Consider the following 20,117-nt stretch of genomic DNA (forward strand, 5'->3'; position numbering starts at 1 on the left):
TCATGGCGGCGATGTCAGCGAAAGGAGAACCTGCTGCTCTTGCCACCCCTGCTGAGTAGTAATGCGCTCGGTAATACGGACTTTGTGCGCCTCAATATGCGTGATACGCCCGCCATTGCTGCCCGCATGGTCTCCCGCACGGGCACTGGTTACATGCCCATCTGGCGTTTCTATCAACGCGACATGGCGCTTTCCCATAACCAGCGTGCCCACCAGGCGAAGCTCCGAAATAGAGAAACGCTCAAGCGGCTCGGGGGTTCGCTGTGCGTCAGGCACCAGCGGGGCATCCTGGTTTACGTCAGCTATCTGCAAAGGCGACTGCACTGCTTGAAAAGGACTGCGCGTGTCTGAGTAGCCATACGCCTCTACGGGATATACAACCAGTGGCTCAATACGCGAAGCGGAGGGAGTGCCTGGGGTTTGGCGAATCCTTGAGAGCGTGTCATCCAGTTGATCAAGCTCAGGCCCATGACAACCAGAAAGCAAAACGACGCTGACCAGGCAGCTCATCACGCGGGCAAGCCACTTCACTGATCTTCCTCCCGCCGATTTAAGCTATTTTCGCCGCCACCCTTTTCGCCTTCAGCCTCTTCGCTTTCATCCTGGCTGACAGCATCAGCGTCGCTATAGGCCTTAGCCACAAACGACAGAGACAATCTGCTCGCAGCTTGATCAATCGGCGCAAGCGTAATGTCATGCTGCGTGACAAGGTGTTCCAACCGACTAATATCAGTAACAAACTGCGCCAACTGGTGATAATCGCCTACTACCTGAATATCAATAGGATGTTCTGACACTTGGCTAACGACAGGACGCAGATAAATATCATCGATGGTGAGCTGGTTCTCATCAGCAGCGTCTCTAATGCTATCCCGTAACGCTGGAAGCGCCGCCTGGAGTGTTAACAGGGCACGCATCCGAGTCATTTGCTCCTCCAGGCCAGCCAGTTGGGTACGCGCACCGTTCAGCAAACCAGCGGCGTGAACACTGCTGCGGTAATCGCTTAACAGCCTTATCTCTTGTTGCTGTGCCTGTGCCAGCGACGCACGATGCTCACTCACCAGCCATGCGCAGGTCACCACTAACGCCATTAGAAACACCATCCCGCCGCTCAGCACTTTTAATAACCTGGGCCATGCGCCTGCATCACGTAGATCAAGCGTCTGCCAGTCAAGCGCACGCAAACGCTGCCACTCTTGCTGCCACACCTTTCCCCATCGCAGCAGGTATAGCGGCGCCCCTGATTTCATGGCGATACTCCAGAATCGACCAAAGAAACGCTCGGCTGAGTGAGGGTTACTTCAAAATGGAAGGTTCTCCCACTGCCCTGCGGATCACTGACCATTTCGGAGAGTACCGGAATATCAAACCCCGGCATTTCAGCAAGACGACGTAACTGCTCGGTTATCTGACGCTCATCTTCTGCGACTGCGGATACGCTTAGCCGATTATGGCGCTGTTCAAGGTGCTGAAAGACCACGCCCTCGCCAAGACTTGCGGCAAGGTCGTTAAACAGCTGAGCCGTCTGTGTTCGCTGTTGAAGCAGGCGCTGGAAGCGGGTTAACTGCTGGCGCAGCTGTTCTCCCTGCAGAACAGTGCGTTCAGCTTCACTAATTTCATGTGTATAACGCTCTATATGAGCAGCGATATACGCATTGCGCTGCTCCTGAACGCCCAGCATCCTCTGATAGACATGCGAAACCCCACTACCCAGCGCGATACCGGCGATCAGTAACAACAGCATGACCGTATAAAAGCGTCGCGTGTGCTGTTCTCGGCGCTCTTCCCGCCAAGCCAGCAGGTTGATCGTAATGCTCATAAAGGCGCCCGCATCGCAAGGCCGCTTGCGGTCAGCAAGCCGGGGAGATTCAGAGTAAGCGCCTGCCTATCCACGCGCTTGTTGACCGGCATCGTCTGCAGCGGATTTAGCGGCGTCACCGGTAGCTGACACGTATCAGCCATAAAGGTCGCTAACCCCGGCAGCGCATTTATATCACCGGCTAGCACGATATGACCCACAGGCGATTGGCGGCTGGTGGCGATATAAAGTTGCAAGGCTCGCGCAATGCTTTGTGCGAATGCATCCAGAAAAGGCTTCAGGACCACGTCCTGAAAATCATCTGGCAAGCCGCCATGCTGACGAGCCCATAAGGAATCTTCTCGACTGAGCGCGTATCGCTCTTGAGTCGCGGCGGTTAACGGTTCGCTGCCCTGCAGGTTTTCGCGGACGTAAACGGTGCGTGCATTATGAAAAACGCGAAACGTACTTGTCTGCGCCCCGATATCGACCAACGCAACGCTTGCGGCAGAGTCGTACGCCGCTGATAGCTGAGGGCGCAGCGCAGCAAAGGCACGTTCAATCGCAAAGGTTTCGACATCCACCGCAACGGGTTCCAGTCCTGCGCGCACCACGGGCTCTGTCAGTTGCCAAACATCCTGTTGACGACAAGCCACCAACATTACTTGTTGTAAATGCACAGCCAAGGGAGCGGGACCCAGGCATGCAAAATCAAACGCCACTTCATTGAACGGAAAAGGCAGATGACGGTCTGATTCGATCATCAAACGCTCCTCGATTTCCTGCTCGTTCAACTCAGCAGCAAACGTGAGCATTTTAGTAATCGCCATGCTGGCAGGAAGTGCTACCACGGCATTACGCGTAGAGGGCTTGGCGTGGTCAATGGCACGTTTTAAACTATCTGTGACGTAATTAATGTCCTGAATACGCCGTTCAGCCACTGCACCGTCACGAAGTGAGCAAACCGCATGGCTTTCCACTTGGTAGGTGTCGTGACTCTTTTTAAGCTCCAACAGCTTGATGGCGGTCGATGTAATATCGATGCCGATCAATCCCTTACTGGCTTTAAACAGGCGCATTATGAGTTTATTCCTGCCATCTGATATGCCCAAGAAGTAGTGGCATAACGCGCTAGTCAGGTAACGCGCCGTTATATTTACGGCATATCAACACTGGTGGCCGCTGCCTCGCCTTCCTATAATGGCAGCCAATTGCGCGATACGGCCGCTTGGATGCCGATCCTATTCTCCTTTTCATGGGTGCCCTCTGTTCATGACGTTTTTGCGAACCCTCATTCTGTCGCTGTTCTTTCTTATCGTGTCGTTAGTCGGGGCCGCCGCGTTAGCCATGGTGGGCGCGGCTATCTATTTTTCGCCTGGCTTACCTGATGTTCGTCAGTTGCAAGACTTCGAGCTTCACTCACCTCTACGAATTTTCACCAATGACGGTAAGTTAATCGGTGAGTTTGGTGAGGAACGGCGCATCGTCGTTGATTTCGACGAAATACCTCAGAACATGGTCAACGCTCTGGTGGCCGCCGAGGACACCAATTACTTTGAGCACTCGGGGGTTGATCCTCGAGGACTCGCAAGGGCGGCCGTTGAGCTTGCCCGAAGTGGTGCCATTCAATCAGGCGGCTCCACCATCACTATGCAGGTCGCGCGTAACTATATGCTGACGCTTGACCAAACCTTTACTCGTAAGCTGCGTGAAATTCTGCTGGCTCTGCAGATGGAAAAACTGCTCAGCAAGCATGAGATATTCGAACTTTACGTTAACAAAATTTTCTTAGGAAATCGAGCATATGGCATTGCAGCCGCTGCCGATACCTATTACGACAAGCCGCTTTCCGAACTGACGCTTGCAGAAACGGCCATGATTGCCGGGTTGCCTAAAGCGCCTTCCGCGTTTAACCCGCTGGCCAACTCCGAGCGCTCACTGATTCGTCGCAACTGGATTCTGTTCCGTATGCGCGAGCTGGGTTTTATTGATGACACCACTTATCAGGCTGCCGTACAGGAGCCGGTTACTGCACGTCGTCACTTCACCCAAACCGAAGTAGATGCTTCTTACGTGGCAGAAATGGCGCGTCAATATGCGATTGAGCGCTTTGGCGATGCGGCGTACACCGGCGGCTACCGCATTTATACGACGCTGGACAGTGAGCTTCAGCCGTTTGCCCGCGAGGCCTTGGCCAATGGCCTGCTTGAGTATGATTTACGCCACGGCTGGCGGGGCGCTGAACAGCACGATATAGCTCCCAGTCTCGTTGAAGCCCAAGAGCGTACAGCAACCCAGGGGCTGGAAGAAGAGCTTGCCGAGTCGCCTGAAATTCGTCAGACAGCCCGCCAGGCCGCCGAGCGTAGCCAAACGGAAATCGCCGGCGTTGAAGGTGATGTCAGTAACTGGCTGCAGGTGCTTGAGCGCACCCCCAACTATGGTCTGCTAAAACCCGCCATCGTCGTGGAAAGCGGTGGTCGTGAAATGCAGGTACTTACCCGTGGTGGCGAGCTGAAAACCATTAACTGGGACGGCCTAAGCTGGGCACGTACCTATAACAGCCCGCGCAGTCGTGGTGCTGAGCCAAGCTCTGCCGACCAGATTGCCGTACGCGGTGACCTGGTTCGCATTCTCGAAACTCAGGATGGCACCGTACGCCTTTCTCAGCGGCCAGATGCAGAAGGCTCGCTCGTTGCTCAAGACCCACGTACCGGCGCTATTCTCGCCTTGCAGGGCGGGTTTGATTTTAACGCCAGCAAGTTTAATCGCGCGGTTCAGGCACAGCGCCAGTCGGGTTCTATTTTCAAGCCCTTCATTTACCTTGCGGCACTTGAAGATGGCGAAATGAACGCTTCCACCGTGATCAATGACGCGCCTGTTGTACTGGACGATGGCAGTAACTCGCTCTGGCGCCCTGTTAACTCCAGCCGCGACTTCGCAGGACCAATGCGCTTACGCCCGGCGCTTGCTCGTTCGCGCAACCTGGTCACTATTCGCGTTCTACAGGCGATGGGGCTTGATCATACGATCAACTATCTGGAAGGTTTTGGCTTCGCGCCAGGCCGCCTGCCTCATGGCCTCTCTTTGGCCTTGGGCAGCGCAAGCCTAACGCCCATGGAAATGACCAACGCCTACTCCGTGATTGCCAATGGCGGCTTTCAAGTGGCGCCGTGGTTTATTGAACGTGTAACTCGCAATGATGATCATGAGCTCATTGATGAAGCGACACCCCAGGTGGCTTGCCCCAGCTGTGCAGAGGGTCAGGAAACCGTTGAGATTGATGGCCGTGAATACCCGGTTGCCAAACGCGTTGCCAACGCAGCGGCCACCTACATTCTGCGCGATATGCTGCGTGATGTTATTACCTCGGGTACTGGCCGTGGGGCACTGAGCCTTAACCGTGAAGATATCGTCGGTAAAACCGGCACCACCAACAGCCAGCGTGACGCATGGTTTGCAGGCTTTAACACCGACCTGGTGACAACCGTTTGGGTGGGCAAAGACAGCAACGAAACCATTGCCGAGTATGGCGCCAACGCTGCACTGCCTATTTGGAACGCCTTTATGGGCAAGGCGCTTGAAGGCACACCCTCTGCCGTGCCTGAGCGTCCTGATACGGTGGTGACTGCGCGGGTAGACCCTAACTCAGGCCGACGCTTACATGACAATCAGCCGGGAGGCATCAGCGAGTTCTTCCACCGCGACCACTTGCCCGCCTACCAGCCGCGCGGGATTAGCCGCGAGCTGGAAGAGGCCAGCGGCTCACAAGGCTCGGGCACAGCGGAATCCATCTTCTAAGTAAGCCTGAAGCCAGTAACCGCTAACTCAAGAAACGCAAAAGCCCGGAAACCTAATGGTCTCCGGGCTTTTTTACATCCAGCTTTCGCCATCGTTTTAAGCGCTATGCAACACTCGGCGCTTCATGCTTACTGGCTCGCCAGTTTGTGCCAATCGCAACGATCATGACGGCAACACCGGCAATCTCGGTGATCAAGCTGGGGTAGAAAACCCCCACAATAGCGGCGCCAATGGCAAGACGCGGCACCCAGCCCATACGGGTAAACAAGTACCCTTCAAGGGCGGCGGCAAAGGCGCACAACGCAAAAATCGCAATGACGGCATTCCAGACCACCACCGGCACCGGGCCGCCGACAATAATCTCCGGATTGAACACCATAAACAGCGGAATGAGATAAAGCCCCTTGGCAAACTTCCACGCCTGAAAGCCGGTTTCCATCGGTTTACTGCCCGCGATTGCAGCCCCGGCAAACCCTGCCAAGGCGATGGGCGGCGTCACGTTAGAGTCCTGGGAGTACCAGAATACTACCAGGTGAGCCACCAGTAGCGGCACGCCAAACTCCGCCGTAAGCGCCGGGCCCACCAGAACAATCAGCACGATATAGCTTGCAGTGACCGGCAGGCCCATACCCAGAATCAGACTTGCCAACAACACCATGACCAAGGCAAGCACCAGATTGCCGCCCGAGAAAGCGAGCATCATGGAGGAGAACTTAAGCCCAAGGCCGGTTAATCCAACCACACCCACGATAATGCCTGCCACCGCACACGCCATGGAAACCGCCACGGCATTGCGTGCGCCCAGCTCAAGGCCCTGCACCAGTTTCACCAGACCGATCCAAGCCACCTCTTGGGTCCGCCTGACTGTCACTGGCTGACCCTGGCCAGGCGCGACAAAGAAGTACCATAACGCGTAACGTAAAACCGCCACGGCAATCATGGTAATCACCGCGTAGTAGCCGACCCGCATAGGCGAAAGATTCATTACCAGAAGCCACACCAGCACGGCCAGCGGCAGCAGAAAATGCCAGCCATCCTTCATGACCTGGCGCATTTTCGGCAGCTCGCTTCTCGGCATGCCCTGCATTCCCTGTTTAAGGGCAATAATATGTACAAACAGATACACCGTCGCGAAGTACATGATCGCCGGTAAAATACTGACTTTGACAATATCCAGGTACGGCGTATTGGTGTACTCGGCTATCAAAAAGGCGCCTGCGCCCATCAGCGGCGGCATAATTTGCCCACCGGTGGAGGCAGCGGCTTCAATTCCTCCCGCCTGCCTGGGCTGATAGCCCAGTTTTTTCATCAGCGGGATAGTAAACGCGCCCGTGGTGACCACGTTGGCAATCGCGCTACCCGAGATAGACCCCATGCCCGCCGACGCCAGCACAGCCGCCTTCGCCGGACCACCGCGCTGGCGGCCCGTTGCAGCGTAGGCCATATCGATAAAGAATTTTCCCGCCCCGGTGCTCTCTAAAAACGCCCCAAACAGCACAAAGATAAAGATGTAGGTCGCGGCAACCCCTAACGGCAAACCAAAGATACCTTCCTGGCCCAAGTACAGCTGGCCTGCTACTCGGTCCAGAGAATAGCCACGATGATTTAAAATACCGGGCAGCCACTCGCCAAGCCAAGGCAGCTCACCGCGTGGCCCGGCAAAGGCGTATATGATGGCCAGCACGCCAATAATCGTCATCCCGAAGCCCACGGCACGGCGGCTGGCTTCCAGTACCGTGACCGTTGCAATGCAGGCCACCAGAATATCGGTTTCACTCCAGAAACCCGCACGATTGATAATCTCGTCTAAAAACAGCACAAGATAGCCGCCGGTAATCAGCGCGCCCGCTAAAAAGACAAGATCAATTCCCCAGCCAAGTACACCTCGCTTACGGTTCGGCCCAAAAACCGGGAACATTAAAAACGCTAACAGCATAATCAGCGCCAAGTGGATACCGCGCTGGTAAAACAGCCCCAACGGCTGAATACCGGCGGAGTAGAGCTGAAACAGGGAAAGCCCGACAGCCACAATGGTGATACACCGCAGCACCAGGCGGGGTTGAATCGCATTACCGCCCGGCATTAATACCGGCGGTGGAGTGGATTCGTTCATGAAGTCCTCGGAAGTGTTGTCTCGCTTGTTTCTTTTAGAAGCGCTCTGGCTCACCCAGTTGGATGATGACTCGCTGCCCTGCCGCTTGCTCGCTCAGGCTAATGTCAGGGTGCTCGCCATCGGGCCATACCACTTGATGGTTGACCGCATTAGCACCGACTCGAAGTACATACCGGTTATTGATGACAGGCTCATTAATCGCATTGATCCAATAACCGCCCTGGCCATCAGACACTTGCTCACCTCGGCCAACAATATGCCCAAGTCCTGCGGCAAAGTCGGGCTGGTGGCTGCGCTCAAGCTGCATGACACCGCTGGCGTTGCGATAGCAATCCAGCACCGTGAAGTGTTCGACCGAATGCTGCCACTGAATGCACCAGCGCACGCCTTCAGGAGCGGCCGCCTCCAACAGCGTTTCGCCATCTTCAGTGGTAACCGTAAGGTACGCAGACGCCGAGGCGGGGGAAGCCCCAGCCTCGGCAAACGGTAAGCAGACCAACAGGAGCGCCATCAGTTTTTGTTGCCACTGCATGACGAATGCTCCGTTAGATGAAGGCGTCGTTACGGACGCAAACGGTCCGGAATTTCGACATCCATTTCCTCAAAGTAGCGAATTGCGCCCGGGTGCAGCGGCACCGGCGTTGAATTCATGGTGAACTCAATCGTGGTGTCGTTGGCGGCGGGGTGGACGGCAATCAGCTCATCGGTGTGCTCAAACAGCAGTTGGGTCAGTTGGTAGGCAAGCTCTTCATCCATCTCGGCGTTAACCACCAGGACATTGGGGATGCCGATGGTTTGAACGGCTTCGTCCATGCCGTCGTACATGCCAGCGGCAAGCTCATAGGGAGCAAACACCGCTTCCTCTTCCTGCGCGTTGGCAATTTCTTCATCGGACAGGCTGATCAAGCGAATGTCGCGCGTGGCGGCCAGGTTAAGAATGGAGCTGGTGGGCGGGCCAACACTCCAGAAACCAGCATCAATATCGCCATCGCGGATGGCATCGGCCGTTTCGTTGAAATTGAGCCGCTGGGGAGTAAAGTCTTCGTAGCTAATGCCGTTGGATTCCAGTACGGCGCGGGCGTTAAGCTCGGTGCCGCTACCCGGTGCGCCAACCGAAACTCGCTTGCCCGCCAGGTCATTGATGCTTTGAATATCGGATTCGGCAAGCGTCACCAACTGCACCGCATTGGGGTAGAGGGATGCCAGCGCCCGAGTGTTTTCCACCTGACGCCCTTCAAAATCGTCGGTGCCGGTATAGGCTTGGTACACCGTGTCGGCCAGTGCGGTGGCAAGATCGGCGTCGCCGCGCATGATGAGCCCCATATTTTCAACCGAGGCGCCGGTCACTTCCGCCGTCGCTTGAGCACCTTCAATATGGTTATTGATCATTTCAGCCAGGCCGCCGCCAATAGGGTAGTAAACGCCCCCGGTACCGCCAGTGGCGATAGAAAGCTGTTGGGCGCTGGCGGGCAGTGCTATGGCGAGCAGGGATGCTGCGGCTGCATATTTTAGTGTTTGCATGCGAGTTGCCTCCGTCCGGCTTGGACTTATAAGTATGCGTGACGATCAGAATATTTATTGTGCTTGCCGCTGCATTCGCAGCGGCGGCCACGTGACGTTAGCACGGCTGTTGCGTTGATGTTAATGGGACAATAGTGCCACGACCTGCTGAGTAATATGCGCCCCAATAGGAAGCGCTGACGTTGCCGCTGGCGAAGGAGCATTGCCTACGTTCACCGTCCGCCGTGTATTGACGAATAAAAAGTCATCGACCAACTTACCGTCACGGGATACGGCCTGGGCGCGAACGCCTGCGGGGTAAGGTTGAAGGTCATCAATAGTGATATCAGGGCAATATTTGCGGACCAGCTCCAGGTAGCCACGCTTATAGAACGAGTTTTTCATCTCCCCGATTCCTGGCTTAAGGTGCTTGCCCAATACCTTTAAAATACCGGGATGGGACAACATCTGAGCTATATCGCGTAGCGACATATCCTGTTTTCGATAGCCTTCACGCTTTAACGCTAGTACCGCGTTGGGGCCAACCGTTACCCGGCCATCGATCATTCGGGTTAAATGCACGCCCAAAAACGGCATGCCCGGGTCTGGAATAGGGTAAATCAAGTGGTTAACGATATGATTATGCTGCTCGGGCAGTAAATAGTACTCCCCCCGGAACGGGCAGATGGTAAAGCCTGGTTTCTGACCCAGCATGCGGATCACCCGGTCAGCCATTAACCCGGCACAGGTCACCAGGTAGCGGCTGCTCAACGTATCGTTGGAGGTGGAGACCACCACCTCGGCACGGCGCTCTTCCAACCCTTTCACCTCAACGCCATAGCGAATTTTCCCGCCAAGGCGCTCAAATTCAGCGGCCATGGCGCGAGTCACCTGGGCATAGTCGACAATGCCGCTTGAAGGGACGTAAATAGCGGCCTCGCCACGGATATTCGGCTCACGCTCTTTAAGCGCCTCCGCGCTAAGCCACTCACGCTCCAGACCATTGGCCGCAGTACGTTCCCAAAGCGCTTGCATGCGCTGGATTTCAAGGGCATCGGTGGCTACCAGCAGCTTGCCGCAAATGACGTAATCGACCCCATGCTGATCACAAAACGCCCGCGTTGCTCGGTTGCCCTCAAGACAAAACCGCGCCTTCAAACTGCCCGGTGTGTAGTACACCCCGGCATGAATAACACCGCTGTTATGGCCGGATTGGTGCTGAGCGGGGCCGTGCTCTTTTTCAAGCACCAGCAGACGCTTATCAGGGTAGGTCTGCTGCAGTTGCATTGCGGTAGACATCCCAAGGATTCCGCCGCCAATAATGATGAAATCCCACATCAATCACGCCTCTTATGCCAAAGTGTTAATTTTTAGTAATAATAGCCGCTATTCTTATATCTTCGCCGGTTTGCCACCCTTTCACCAGCGAGCCGACGTTATAGCAATGGAGATTGCCATGGAGCCAGATGCGCCACGTCAAAATTTAGCGATTAACGCTTACCGCACGCTCAAGCACGACATTATCCGAGGCCGCTATGCGCCTGAAGAGAAGCTCCTTATGAGCCGCTTAAAGGAGCATTACGGCGTTAGCACCGGGCCGCTACGGGAGGCGCTTTCGCAACTGGTAGCCGACCGCCTGGTCGTGGCTATTAGCCAGCGGGGATACCGCGTAGCGCCCATGTCACTTGCTGAGCTTAATGATATTTATGACGCACGTGCCCAGCTGGAAGGGCTTATTTTGCGCCTGGCCATCGAGCGGGGCGACGATGAGTGGGAAGCCTCGGTGGTAGCCACGGCACACCGGCTTTCCAGGGTAACCGATATCAGCTCGCCCGATGAACTACTTGATGGCTGGGATACACGTCACAAGGAGTTCCATACCGCGATTGCCAGCGGCTGCAACTCCCCTCACCTGCTGCAAATGCGCCACACTCTGTTTGATCAGGTGGAACGTTACCGCCACTTGTGGCTACAGGAAACCGTTATGTCACCCACCGCACTAGCGCAAAAGCGCCAAGAGCACGCTGCCCTTGTTGAGGTTATTTTGGCCCGCAATGCTGAGCAGGCTGACACGTTAATGCGCGACCACTTGATGACGCCAGTCCCCATCATTACGCAAGTGCTTAAGGCTCGCGGCATCCAATAAATTCTTCATTTCAAAAAAATGTAGATATTTTTAAATAACGGCGATAAATTGGAATAGCTTTCAAAGTAGATCGCTGGATCGGCGTGGGCGCCTGGATGTGTCGACGCGAACCTGCTTCCCTCAAGAATCCTCAGGAGACTACGTAATGACACATTTCAATTGGGACGACCCGCTATTGCTGGAGCACCAGCTCACCGAGGAAGAGCGCCAGATTCGTGATGCCGCCCACGACTACTGCCAAAACAACCTACAGCCCCGTGTATTAAGTGCATTTCGTGAAGAGCGCTTTGACCGCGAGATCATGACGGAGATGGGAGAACTGGGCCTGCTGGGCGCGACCGTTTCCCCGGAGTACGGCGGCGCAGGCGTTAACCACGTTGCGTACGGCTTGATAGCCCGAGAAGTGGAGCGTGTCGATTCCGGCTACCGTTCGGCCATGAGCGTACAGTCGTCGCTGGTGATGTATCCCATTGAAGCGTATGGCTCAAAAGAGCAAAAACAAAAGTACCTGCCCAGGCTTGCCAGCGGTGAAATGGTCGGCTGTTTTGGCCTTACCGAACCCGACCACGGCTCTGATCCAGGCGGGATGATTACCCGCGCGGAAAAAGTCGACGGCGGCTATCGGTTAACCGGCGCCAAAATGTGGATTACCAACAGCCCGATTGCCGATATTGCCGTGGTATGGGCCAAGTCGGCGGCCCACGACAACCAGATCAAGGGCTTTATCGTTGAACGTGGCACAGAAGGCTTCTCCACCCCCAAAATTGAAGGCAAGGTGTCACTTCGCGCCTCGATTACCGGTGAAATCGTACTGGATGGCGCCTTTGTCCCTGAAGAGAACCTGCTGCCTAACGTCAGCGGCCTTAAAGGGCCTTTTGGCTGTTTGAACAAAGCGCGTTATGGCATTGCATGGGGTGTAATGGGCACCGCTGAATTCTGCTGGCATGCCGCCCGCCAGTACACCCTGGACCGCAAGCAGTTTAATCGCCCGCTGGCGGCTAACCAGTTGATCCAGAAAAAGCTGGCCGATATGCAAACGGAAATCACTCTGGGCCTTCAGTCCGCGCTTCAGGTGGGTCGCCTGATGGATAGCGGCAACTGGGCGCCGGAAATGATTTCGCTGATCAAACGCAACAACTGCGGCAAGGCGCTGGATATTGCGCGCATGTCGCGAGATATGCACGGCGGTAACGGCGTTTCCGACGAGTATGGGGTAATTCGCCATATGGTGAACCTGGAGTCGGTGAATACCTATGAAGGTACCCACGATGTTCACGCATTGATTCTTGGCCGCTCTCAAACCGGCATTCAGGCATTTTTCTAAGCTGCCGCGCACAAACCACAACAGGCCACAGGAATCATCATGAGCAACGTAACCAAACCGCTGGCGGGCATTAAGGTACTCGATATTTCTCGCGTACTGGCCGGGCCCTGGTGTGGCCAAATGCTCGCGGACTTGGGGGCCGATGTAGTGAAGGTCGAGCGCCCAGGCAGCGGTGACGACACGCGCCACTGGGGGCCTCCCTGGCTTGAAGACACCGCAGAATCAGCCTATTACCTGTGCGCCAACCGGGGAAAACGCTCGGTAACGATTGATATGGCCAGGCCAGAGGGTCAGGCGCTGATCAAGCAGCTCGTCGCTCAGTCAGATGTGCTGCTTGAGAACTTTAAAGTCGGCGGCCTGAAGAAATACGGCCTGGATTACGCCAGCCTAAAAGAACTTAACCCGGCGCTGATCTACTGCTCAATTACCGGTTTTGGCCAGCAAAGCCCCTACGCCCACCGCGCAGGCTACGACTTTATGATTCAAGCCATGGGCGGCATCATGAGTTTGACCGGCAAACCCGACAGTGAACTCGGTGGCGGCCCGGTGAAGAGCGGCGTGGCGTTTACCGATATTTTTACTGGCCTGTACGCCGCCAACGCTGTGCTGGCAGCGCTTTATCAACGCCGTGACAGCGGCGTCGGCTGCCATATTGATATGGCGCTGATGGATGTCCAGGTAGGCGTGCTGGCCAACCAAGCGCTTAACTACTTAACCTCCGGCAACGTGCCTCAACGCTTGGGCAATGCGCACCCTAACATCGTGCCCTATCAAGCGTTTGCGACCGCGGATGGACACATCATTGTGGCCGTAGGCAATGACGCACAGTTTGCGCGCTTTTGTGAGGTGCTCTCGCTAAGCGATCTGCCGCTCGATGAGCGTTTCGCCACCAACGGTGCCCGAGTTAACCACCGTGAAACACTCGTTCCCCTACTCGAAGCGGCCCTTGCTCAGCGAACCATGGATACATGGCTAACCGCCTTTGAAGCAGCAGGCGTGCCCAGCGGCCCCATCAATACGCTGGACCGCGTATTTGATGACCCGCATGTAAAAGCGCGCGGCTTAAAACAGACCCTGCCCCACTCACAGTCGGGCCAGGTGGACCTGGTGGCTAACCCTATTCGCGTCAATGGTCACTCCATGAGCGCCAGCACAGCACCGCCAGGCTTGGGTGAGCATACTGAACGTGTGTTAAAAGACATCGGCATTAGCCCGGCCCAACAACAGGCACTGCGTGAGGCAGGTATTATTTGATTGCTCGGCGTATACGGTGTTTACGCCTATTAATTACGCACTATGCTGAAAGCCTATCCCTTATTAGATAGGAGTTGAGCCATGAGCAATGCTGAGCTAAACGAACTAAAGCGGAAATACGTTGCCAACGGCGCAGCGAGCCCTGCCACAGCGTTTGCCGACCATGCCGAAAACGCTGAAGTGTGGGATGCTGATGGCAACCGATTTATCGATTTTGCTGGCGGAATCGGCGTCCTGAACATCGGCCACCGCCACCCTAAAGTGGTTGCCGCGGTGAAGGCACAGCTCGACAAGGTAGTGCATACCTGCCAAACGGTCATGCCCTATGAAGGCTACGTTCGTGTAGCCGAAAAACTTAGCCACCTGGTACCGGTTCGTGGCCATGCCAAGGTAATGCTGGCCAACTCCGGCGCCGAAGCGCTGGAAAATGCCGTCAAGATTGCCCGCGCAGCGACCGGACGCGCTAACGTCATCTGCTTTGATGGCGGCTACCACGGCCGCACCTTCTTCACCATGGCGATGAACGGCAAAGTAGCGCCCTATCAAACCGACTTTGGCCCCATGCCAGGCACCGTATTTCGGGCGCCCTACCCGGTCGATTATCACGGTGTTAGTGAAGATGAAGCCCTTCGCGGCCTGATGATGGCGCTTAAAACCGACGCGGGCCCGTCCAATACCGCCGCCATCATCCTGGAGCCCGTGCTTGGCGAAGGCGGCTTTTACCCGGCACCGGCCTCGTTCCTCAAAAAGATCCGCGACATCTGTGATGAGCACGGCATTCTGATGATTATTGACGAGGTGCAGTCTGGCTTCGGGCGCACAGGCAAGATGTTCGCCATTGAGCACAGCGGTGTTGAGCCCGACATCATGACCATGGCCAAAAGCATGGCCGACGGCATGCCGGTTTCAGCCGTGGTAGGTACCGATACAATAATGGACGCCTCAGGCCCCAACTCATTGGGTGGTACCTACACAGGCAGCCCAACCGCCTGCGCTGCCGCACTTGCCGTTATGGAAGTGTTTGAGAAAGAGAACATCCTGGAGAAAAGCCAAGCCCTCGGCGATAAGCTGGCCAAGCATTTTAATCAGTGGCAGGCACGTTACGAAAGCGTCGCTAATGTTCGTCACATGGGCGCTATGGCCGCCTTTGAACTCGTCGCTGATAAAACTACCCGAGCACCCAATGCAGAGCTTGCCAGCGCATTATGCAAGAAGGCCCGCGAAGAGGGTTTGATTCTGCTTTCCTGCGGGATGTACGGCAACACCATCCGCTTTTTAATGCCCATTACCATCGAAGACGACGTTTTGAACGAAGGGCTGGATATTATCGAGTCATGCCTGGAATCGCTGGTTTAGAGCGACCACGTGTCGAAAACAAACGCGCCGCTCAAATTGAGCGGCGTTTCGTCGCCAAATCAATCACGGGGTCGTCGATCGCCCTCCAGGAAATTGGCCGTAAATACCGCTTTGCCGTAGGTCTCAAACGACCATTTCATCACATCGCTCAAGGCTGCCATCACCGCATCGAACTCACCAAATATCTGAGTGCTCATGCGGTTGGGATACACCTCTAGCCCCGTCGCCTCAAGGCGCTTGACCACGTCTTTTACCAGCGGTTTAACATCATTGCCCAGCGGGTAGTAACTAAGCTGCACAGAAAGATACATAACGCCTCCTTACGCTGTGTGTGGTGGCCTACCCGCTGCACTCGAAAAGCGCTGCCAAGCGGCCAGAATGGCTAACCGTGTTTCGTCGGGGTGCTCCATCGGAAACATATGGGTTCCTGGCGTGTCGCTCACGGTTAAGCCTTTCCGCTTCAAACGTTTGATACGAGCTGCGGTAAGCAAATCCGACTCCTGACCGGCAATAATCGCCAGCGGCACGCCTACCCGGCTCGGCAAGCGCGAAAGGTGGTCCGGCAAGTGGCGAAAAATCTCCACCTCGACACGCGGATCAAACGTCAATTCTGCGCTGCCATCCTCTAAAAGCCGGGTACCTGCTTCAATGTAGTCGTTAAGCGCTGCCGGGGTAAAGCGGCTAAAGAGGCCGCGCTGGCTCAAGGATTTAGCCATCACCTCGCGGCTTGGCCATACGCTGCGCCGGCCTTGGGTCTTACCTGCAGGTGTGATGCGATCTATAAAACCAAAACGCTTGGCCACTTTCATGGCCCAGGCATCGGCTCCCAACATCAACGGCGGGTCGAGCAGGATCACCCCGCAAAAACGCTCGGGCTGCTTGTCGGCCGCCATGGCCATCAGCGTGCCGCCCAGCGAATGCCCCACGCCTAGCAGGGGTGCTTCGGTATCCGGCAGATAGCTTAATAGCTCATCCACCAGGTTGGCCCAATTGTGGTTCACCGGGTAGTCCGGATGATGCCCTAGCCGATCCACGGGGTGGATCTCAAAGGTATCGGCCAAGGGTTCGAGCAGACTTTTATAGCTTAGCCCAGGAAACCCATTGGCATGGGCAAACATCAAATGAGGCCGTGCGGGGGTTGTTGTCATAAAAAAACTCTTGGGCCTTTAACGCCGCCGTTATGGTCGCCAGTGCACGTGGCAATACCGTTTTCATTTAATCTTTCTCATACAAGCGTTTTCATATAAGTATTTTCATACAACCGTTTTAACGTGCGGACTAAAGAGCGTCAATCGACATAAGGTTTAACAGGCTAACAAAATATCGGTAGGCGCTGATTTCTAAAACAGAGAGAGCTGCTCGGCCGGGGCGGCTTCTGCCAAGCGATACCCCACCCCCAGCAGGCGCACCGGGCGCTCGCCGCGTGCCCAACCAACGTTCAACAGCGTTTCGAACTGCTCAAGGTTGGGCGCGGGGTCGGCATGCTCCACCGTGGTTTGGGTAAAATCGTTAAACTTCACCTTGACCATTAACCCTCTTACCCCAGGCGGTGGGTCCAGGCGGGCATAGCGGCGCTCTAAATCTTCTAACAGCACGGGGAGTTGTTGGCGGCACGCCGCAAGCGTGGGCAGGTCCTTGGCATAGGTCTGCTCGGTACTTACCGATTTACGCTCACGATGGGTTTTAACCGGCCGCTCGTCATGGCCGAGGCTTAACTCGTGCAGGCGTTTACCAAAGCGGCCAAACTGTTCCACCAGCTCAGTAAGTGGGCGAGCGCGCAGGTCAGCGCAGGTATGGATATCCAGCCGCGCCATCTTTTCAGCGGTGCGTGGGCCCACTCCATGAATCTTTTTCACCGGCAGCGCCTGAACAAAGTGCTCCACTTCATCAGGCGTAATCACACACAGGCCGTCCGGTTTATTCCAGTCGCTGGCGATTTTGGCGAGGAACTTGTTGGGCGCCACTCCCGCCGACACGGTGATGCCTACCTCCCGCCGAACCCGCTCGCGGATCGCCTGCGCCATGCGCGTGGCGCTGCCTTGGTGCAGCGTCACCTCGGAGACATCCAAAAACGCCTCGTCCAACGACAACGGTTCGATTAAATCGGTCACCTCGCGATAAATCGCAAAGACCTGGCGCGCCACTTCCTTGTACTTGGCCATATCGCCACGGATAAGCGTTAAATGTGGGCAGCGTTTCAGTGCCTGAGCCATCGGCATGGCGGAATGAATGCCGTATTCGCGGGCGGGATAATTGCAGGTTGCGACCACCCCGCGCTGCTCGACGCTCCCCCCAATGGCAATGGGAATATCCTTGAGCGCCGGGTTGTCGCGCATTTCTACCGCCGCGTAAAAGCAGTCACAGTCGCAGTGGATAATTTTGCGCACTGGCCACCCTTCTCACCTGTAAAAAAACACAGTTTATCACAGGTTTTTCCTGTTCAGGTTCCGCAGAACGTTCTCAATACTTGTTCGCTGCTGGTGGCGGGAACGGCTAGGCGGCGCGCTTCCGGTGAATCCTCGAAGGGCTTAGTCACCGCTGCAAGCAAGGTATGAAAAGGTGCGTAGTCGCCCTCGTAAGCGGCATTAATGACCTCCTGAACGCGGTGATTACGCGGAATAACGACCGGATTGGCGTGCCGCATCGCTTCCCAACGCGCTGCATCCTGATGGGCAACACATTCGGCCTGCCAGGCTTCTATCCACGCGCCCAAGGCGTCAGGCTGAGTGGTTAACGCAAGCACGGCATCATGGGTTTGGGCACCCGGTGAGGCGGCGTACTGGGTCAGCGCGTCAAAGGTTGCCGTCATATCCATCTTGCCTTGGGCCATTTGGATTTCAAGCGACGCCATCAGCGTATTGGCTTGCTCGCTATCAGACGAAAGCCCTAGCTTATCCGCCTGACGCTTGCGCTGCTCATCGGCATGTATATCGGTAAAACGATGAATGGCTTGCGTTGCCTGCTCCACCGCCTCATCGCCCTGCGCCTGCATTAGCGGCAGTAACGTTTCCGCTAGGCGGGCCAGGTTCCATTGGGCAATCGCGGGCTGATTGCCAAAGGCGTAGCGGCCTGCCTCGTCAATAGAGCTAAACACCTTTTGCGGATCAAACTGCTCCATAAAGGCACAGGGGCCGTAATCAATGGTCTCCCCGGTGATGCTGGTGTTATCAGTATTCATCACACCGTGGATAAAACCTACGCTCATCCAGTGCGCCACCAGCGCGGCCTGGCGGGCAACAACCGCCTCCAGCAGCGCCAGGTAAGGATCATCGGCCTGGGCCGCGTCTGGGTAGTGGCGCTCAATCGCGTAATCTGCCAGGGCTTTTAGGGTCTGTTCATTACGCAGCACCGCAGCAAACTGAAAGGTGCCAACGCGCACGTGGCTGCGAGCCACTCGGGTAAAAACAGCCCCTGGCTCAGGTAGTTGGCGTCTAACCACCTCTCCGCTGGCTACCGCTGCCAGCGCCCGCGTAGTGGGTACGCCAATCGCCGCCATAAATTCACTGACCAGGTACTCACGCAGCACAGGCCCCAAGGGCGAGCGGCCATCACCGCCGCGTGAAAAAGGAGTTCGCCCGCTGCCCTTCAGCTGTATATCCCACCGCTGACCCTGCTCGTCTACCACTTCGCCCAGCAAAAGTGCCCGGCCATCCCCCAACTGAGAGACAAAATTACCAAACTGGTGGCCCGCATAGCCAAGCGCAATAGGGTCCGCGCCCGGGGGCAGCGTATTGCCGCTAAACCACTGCGCCAGCGTGGCGTTATCAGGTACCTCACTCGCCCCTAGGGTTTGAGCAAGGGAGTGATTAAAGGCAATTAAGCTGGGCGCTTTTACCGGCGTGGGCTGGCACGCCATCCACAGCGGCTCAGGTAGTGTTTTGTAAAAATGCTCAAACGTCAGCACAGTCACCTCCTCTATCATTGGGCGTTATCTCCTAATACCCTAGCAGTTCACTTAAGCAGGCGGTGAGATAATGTCATCTCTTCATGGGCTACCTTTGCCTCCGGTGTCACGCGACTTCTATCAACGCGATACCGTCGCCGTCGCCAACGACCTGTTAGGTTGCTGGTTAGTGCGTGTCATAGACGGCGTTCAGATGGCGGCGCGTATTGTCGAAACAGAAGCTTATTGCGGCGCCCACGACTCAGCCTGCCATGCCCACCGTGGATTAACGCCTCGCACGGCGGCGATGTTCGGCCAGCCCGGTCACGCCTACGTGTACTTGGTGTATGGCATGCACTGGCTGCTTAATATCGTCACCGAACCTGAAGGGTCGCCTTGTGCAGTGCTGATCCGCGCTGTTGAACCCGTGCTTAACGAACACGCCATGCGCGAGCGGCGCAGTATACCGGGCAGGCAATTATGTAACGGGCCCGGCAAACTCACCCGGGCACTTGGCGTGGATAAAGCACTTTACGGCCACGATATGACACGCGCCGAGCAGTTGTGGGTATGTGCAGGCAGCCACTCGACGCCCATTGCCAGCGGTCCGCGTGTCGGCATCGACTACGCCGAGCCTCATGACCGTGATGCGCCCTGGCGGTTTTGGCTGGAAGGCAACCCGTGGGTATCCAAAGCGCGCTGACCCAGCGTCAACCGCTTAACGGCATGGGTTAATACCGGCGTTAATGGGGCGCGCCATTGATGGCTGAGTAGCGTATCTGCCCGGGTAACACCCAGCGACAGCGAGGCAATGGGCAAGCCCATGGAATGAGCATCACGACAGAAGCGGTAGCCCGAAAACACCATTAACGAAGTGCCTACGGCCAGCACCGCATCCGCCTTGTTCAAGCCTGCCTGCGCCGCTTGGCGACGCTCTGCAGGCAC

The 20,117-nt window shown here is 56.1% G+C and carries 18 protein-coding genes and 1 pseudogene; 6 read left to right on the top strand and 13 right to left on the bottom strand.

The window, feature by feature from the left end:
* Genes ACT3R4_RS06425 through pilM form a run of 4 tightly spaced genes read right to left on the bottom strand, consistent with a single transcriptional unit; the run spans nucleotide 1 to nucleotide 2,877 of the window.
* A complete protein-coding gene (locus ACT3R4_RS06425; RefSeq protein ID WP_319643842.1) occupies nucleotides 1-531 on the bottom strand; it encodes a pilus assembly protein PilP in 531 nt (176 codons plus the stop codon).
* The gene (locus ACT3R4_RS06430) at nucleotides 528-1,250 is read right to left on the bottom strand and encodes a type IV pilus inner membrane component PilO (RefSeq protein WP_193056484.1); all 723 of its coding nucleotides are present in this window, start codon (nucleotides 1,248-1,250) and stop codon (nucleotides 528-530) included. The genes ACT3R4_RS06425 and ACT3R4_RS06430 overlap by 4 nt, the downstream gene beginning before the upstream one ends.
* The gene (locus ACT3R4_RS06435) at nucleotides 1,247-1,819 is read right to left on the bottom strand and encodes a PilN domain-containing protein (RefSeq protein ID WP_441678025.1); all 573 of its coding nucleotides are present in this window, start codon (nucleotides 1,817-1,819) and stop codon (nucleotides 1,247-1,249) included. The genes ACT3R4_RS06430 and ACT3R4_RS06435 overlap by 4 nt, the downstream gene beginning before the upstream one ends.
* Nucleotides 1,816-2,877: a type IV pilus assembly protein PilM gene (pilM, locus tag ACT3R4_RS06440; RefSeq protein WP_441678026.1), complete on the bottom strand. Its 1,062-nt coding sequence runs from the start codon at nucleotides 2,875-2,877 to the stop codon at nucleotides 1,816-1,818. The genes ACT3R4_RS06435 and pilM overlap by 4 nt, the downstream gene beginning before the upstream one ends.
* 193 nt (nucleotides 2,878-3,070) lie before the next feature.
* Between pilM and ACT3R4_RS06445 the strand changes: the two genes are divergently transcribed.
* A complete protein-coding gene (locus ACT3R4_RS06445; protein WP_193055325.1) occupies nucleotides 3,071-5,596 on the top strand; it encodes a penicillin-binding protein 1A in 2,526 nt (841 codons plus the stop codon).
* A gap of 103 nt (nucleotides 5,597-5,699) precedes the next feature.
* On the opposite strand, the gene ACT3R4_RS06450 is transcribed toward ACT3R4_RS06445, so the two are convergent.
* The 4 genes from ACT3R4_RS06450 to lhgO all read right to left on the bottom strand — a co-directional run bounded on the left by ACT3R4_RS06450 (nucleotide 5,700) and on the right by lhgO (nucleotide 10,547).
* Nucleotides 5,700-7,709: a TRAP transporter permease gene (locus tag ACT3R4_RS06450; RefSeq protein WP_193055324.1), complete on the bottom strand. Its 2,010-nt coding sequence runs from the start codon at nucleotides 7,707-7,709 to the stop codon at nucleotides 5,700-5,702.
* 34 nt (nucleotides 7,710-7,743) lie between these two features.
* A complete protein-coding gene (locus ACT3R4_RS06455; protein ID WP_192526560.1) occupies nucleotides 7,744-8,241 on the bottom strand; it encodes a DUF1850 domain-containing protein in 498 nt (165 codons plus the stop codon).
* Between the two features lie 29 nt (nucleotides 8,242-8,270).
* A complete protein-coding gene (locus tag ACT3R4_RS06460; protein WP_193055323.1) occupies nucleotides 8,271-9,230 on the bottom strand; it encodes a TAXI family TRAP transporter solute-binding subunit in 960 nt (319 codons plus the stop codon).
* 120 nt (nucleotides 9,231-9,350) lie between these two features.
* A complete protein-coding gene (gene lhgO, locus ACT3R4_RS06465) occupies nucleotides 9,351-10,547 on the bottom strand; it encodes an L-2-hydroxyglutarate oxidase (protein ID WP_193055322.1) in 1,197 nt (398 codons plus the stop codon).
* A gap of 118 nt (nucleotides 10,548-10,665) precedes the next feature.
* On the opposite strand from lhgO, the gene csiR reads away from it, so the two are divergent.
* From csiR to gabT, 4 genes are all read left to right on the top strand, one after another.
* Nucleotides 10,666-11,355 carry a DNA-binding transcriptional regulator CsiR gene (gene csiR / locus ACT3R4_RS06470; RefSeq protein WP_193055321.1) on the top strand — a complete coding sequence of 230 codons (690 nt, stop codon included), beginning with the start codon at nucleotides 10,666-10,668 and terminating at the stop codon, nucleotides 11,353-11,355.
* Nucleotides 11,356-11,500: 145 nt separating this feature from the next.
* A complete protein-coding gene (locus tag ACT3R4_RS06475) occupies nucleotides 11,501-12,679 on the top strand; it encodes an acyl-CoA dehydrogenase (protein ID WP_193055320.1) in 1,179 nt (392 codons plus the stop codon).
* 39 nt (nucleotides 12,680-12,718) lie between these two features.
* Complete coding sequence (locus ACT3R4_RS06480) at nucleotides 12,719-13,933, top strand: CaiB/BaiF CoA transferase family protein (protein WP_193055319.1); 1,215 nt, start codon at nucleotides 12,719-12,721, stop codon at nucleotides 13,931-13,933.
* A gap of 81 nt (nucleotides 13,934-14,014) precedes the next feature.
* Nucleotides 14,015-15,289 carry a 4-aminobutyrate--2-oxoglutarate transaminase gene (gene gabT, locus ACT3R4_RS06485; protein WP_193055318.1) on the top strand — a complete coding sequence of 425 codons (1,275 nt, stop codon included), beginning with the start codon at nucleotides 14,015-14,017 and terminating at the stop codon, nucleotides 15,287-15,289.
* Between the two features lie 59 nt (nucleotides 15,290-15,348).
* On the opposite strand, the gene ACT3R4_RS06490 is transcribed toward gabT, so the two are convergent.
* The 4 genes from ACT3R4_RS06490 to ACT3R4_RS06505 all read right to left on the bottom strand — a co-directional run bounded on the left by ACT3R4_RS06490 (nucleotide 15,349) and on the right by ACT3R4_RS06505 (nucleotide 19,211).
* Complete coding sequence (locus tag ACT3R4_RS06490) at nucleotides 15,349-15,600, bottom strand: thiamine-binding protein (RefSeq protein ID WP_193055317.1); 252 nt, start codon at nucleotides 15,598-15,600, stop codon at nucleotides 15,349-15,351.
* Nucleotides 15,601-15,609: 9 nt separating this feature from the next.
* Nucleotides 15,610-16,437, bottom strand: a complete 828-nt coding sequence (locus tag ACT3R4_RS06495; protein WP_193055316.1) for an alpha/beta fold hydrolase — start codon at nucleotides 16,435-16,437, stop codon at nucleotides 15,610-15,612.
* 192 nt (nucleotides 16,438-16,629) lie between these two features.
* The gene (gene dinB, locus ACT3R4_RS06500; protein WP_193055315.1) at nucleotides 16,630-17,676 is read right to left on the bottom strand and encodes a DNA polymerase IV; all 1,047 of its coding nucleotides are present in this window, start codon (nucleotides 17,674-17,676) and stop codon (nucleotides 16,630-16,632) included.
* Between the two features lie 53 nt (nucleotides 17,677-17,729).
* Entirely contained in the window at nucleotides 17,730-19,211 is a 1,482-nt protein-coding gene (locus ACT3R4_RS06505) for a protein adenylyltransferase SelO (RefSeq protein ID WP_193055314.1), read from the bottom strand.
* Between the two features lie 52 nt (nucleotides 19,212-19,263).
* Here ACT3R4_RS06505 and ACT3R4_RS06510 point away from each other — a divergent pair, with 52 nt between their 5' ends.
* Entirely contained in the window at nucleotides 19,264-19,875 is a 612-nt protein-coding gene (locus ACT3R4_RS06510; RefSeq protein WP_193055313.1) for a DNA-3-methyladenine glycosylase, read from the top strand.
* Here the strand turns inward: ACT3R4_RS06510 and ACT3R4_RS06515 are convergent.
* Nucleotides 19,809-20,117, bottom strand: a pseudogene (locus tag ACT3R4_RS06515) (NAD-dependent protein deacetylase); the annotation flags it as partial. The gene ACT3R4_RS06510 and the pseudogene ACT3R4_RS06515 overlap by 67 nt on opposite strands.

Origin of the sequence: Halomonas sp. AOP7-E1-9 (genome assembly GCF_052376035.1) — a bacterium.
Lineage (GTDB): Bacteria > Pseudomonadota > Gammaproteobacteria > Pseudomonadales > Halomonadaceae > Vreelandella > Vreelandella citrativorans.

Bases quoted from the DNA above. Each gene is read 5' to 3' on its own strand.
- ACT3R4_RS06455 (WP_192526560.1), bottom strand. From the start codon at position 8,241: ATGCAGTGGCAACAAAAACTGATGGCGCTCCTGTTGGTCTGCTTACCG.
- ACT3R4_RS06445 (WP_193055325.1), top strand. From the start codon at position 3,071: ATGACGTTTTTGCGAACCCTCATTCTGTCGCTGTTCTTTCTTATCGTG.
- ACT3R4_RS06475 (WP_193055320.1), top strand. From the start codon at position 11,501: ATGACACATTTCAATTGGGACGACCCGCTATTGCTGGAGCACCAGCTC.
- lhgO (WP_193055322.1), bottom strand. From the start codon at position 10,547: ATGTGGGATTTCATCATTATTGGCGGCGGAATCCTTGGGATGTCTACC.
- ACT3R4_RS06450 (WP_193055324.1), bottom strand. From the start codon at position 7,709: ATGAACGAATCCACTCCACCGCCGGTATTAATGCCGGGCGGTAATGCG.
- ACT3R4_RS06480 (WP_193055319.1), top strand. From the start codon at position 12,719: ATGAGCAACGTAACCAAACCGCTGGCGGGCATTAAGGTACTCGATATT.
- ACT3R4_RS06460 (WP_193055323.1), bottom strand. From the start codon at position 9,230: ATGCAAACACTAAAATATGCAGCCGCAGCATCCCTGCTCGCCATAGCA.
- ACT3R4_RS06435 (WP_441678025.1), bottom strand. From the start codon at position 1,819: ATGAGCATTACGATCAACCTGCTGGCTTGGCGGGAAGAGCGCCGAGAA.
- csiR (WP_193055321.1), top strand. From the start codon at position 10,666: ATGGAGCCAGATGCGCCACGTCAAAATTTAGCGATTAACGCTTACCGC.
- ACT3R4_RS06510 (WP_193055313.1), top strand. From the start codon at position 19,264: ATGTCATCTCTTCATGGGCTACCTTTGCCTCCGGTGTCACGCGACTTC.
- ACT3R4_RS06495 (WP_193055316.1), bottom strand. From the start codon at position 16,437: ATGACAACAACCCCCGCACGGCCTCATTTGATGTTTGCCCATGCCAAT.
- pilM (WP_441678026.1), bottom strand. From the start codon at position 2,877: ATGCGCCTGTTTAAAGCCAGTAAGGGATTGATCGGCATCGATATTACA.
- ACT3R4_RS06430 (WP_193056484.1), bottom strand. From the start codon at position 1,250: ATGAAATCAGGGGCGCCGCTATACCTGCTGCGATGGGGAAAGGTGTGG.
- ACT3R4_RS06505 (WP_193055314.1), bottom strand. From the start codon at position 19,211: ATGATAGAGGAGGTGACTGTGCTGACGTTTGAGCATTTTTACAAAACA.
- ACT3R4_RS06490 (WP_193055317.1), bottom strand. From the start codon at position 15,600: ATGTATCTTTCTGTGCAGCTTAGTTACTACCCGCTGGGCAATGATGTT.
- gabT (WP_193055318.1), top strand. From the start codon at position 14,015: ATGAGCAATGCTGAGCTAAACGAACTAAAGCGGAAATACGTTGCCAAC.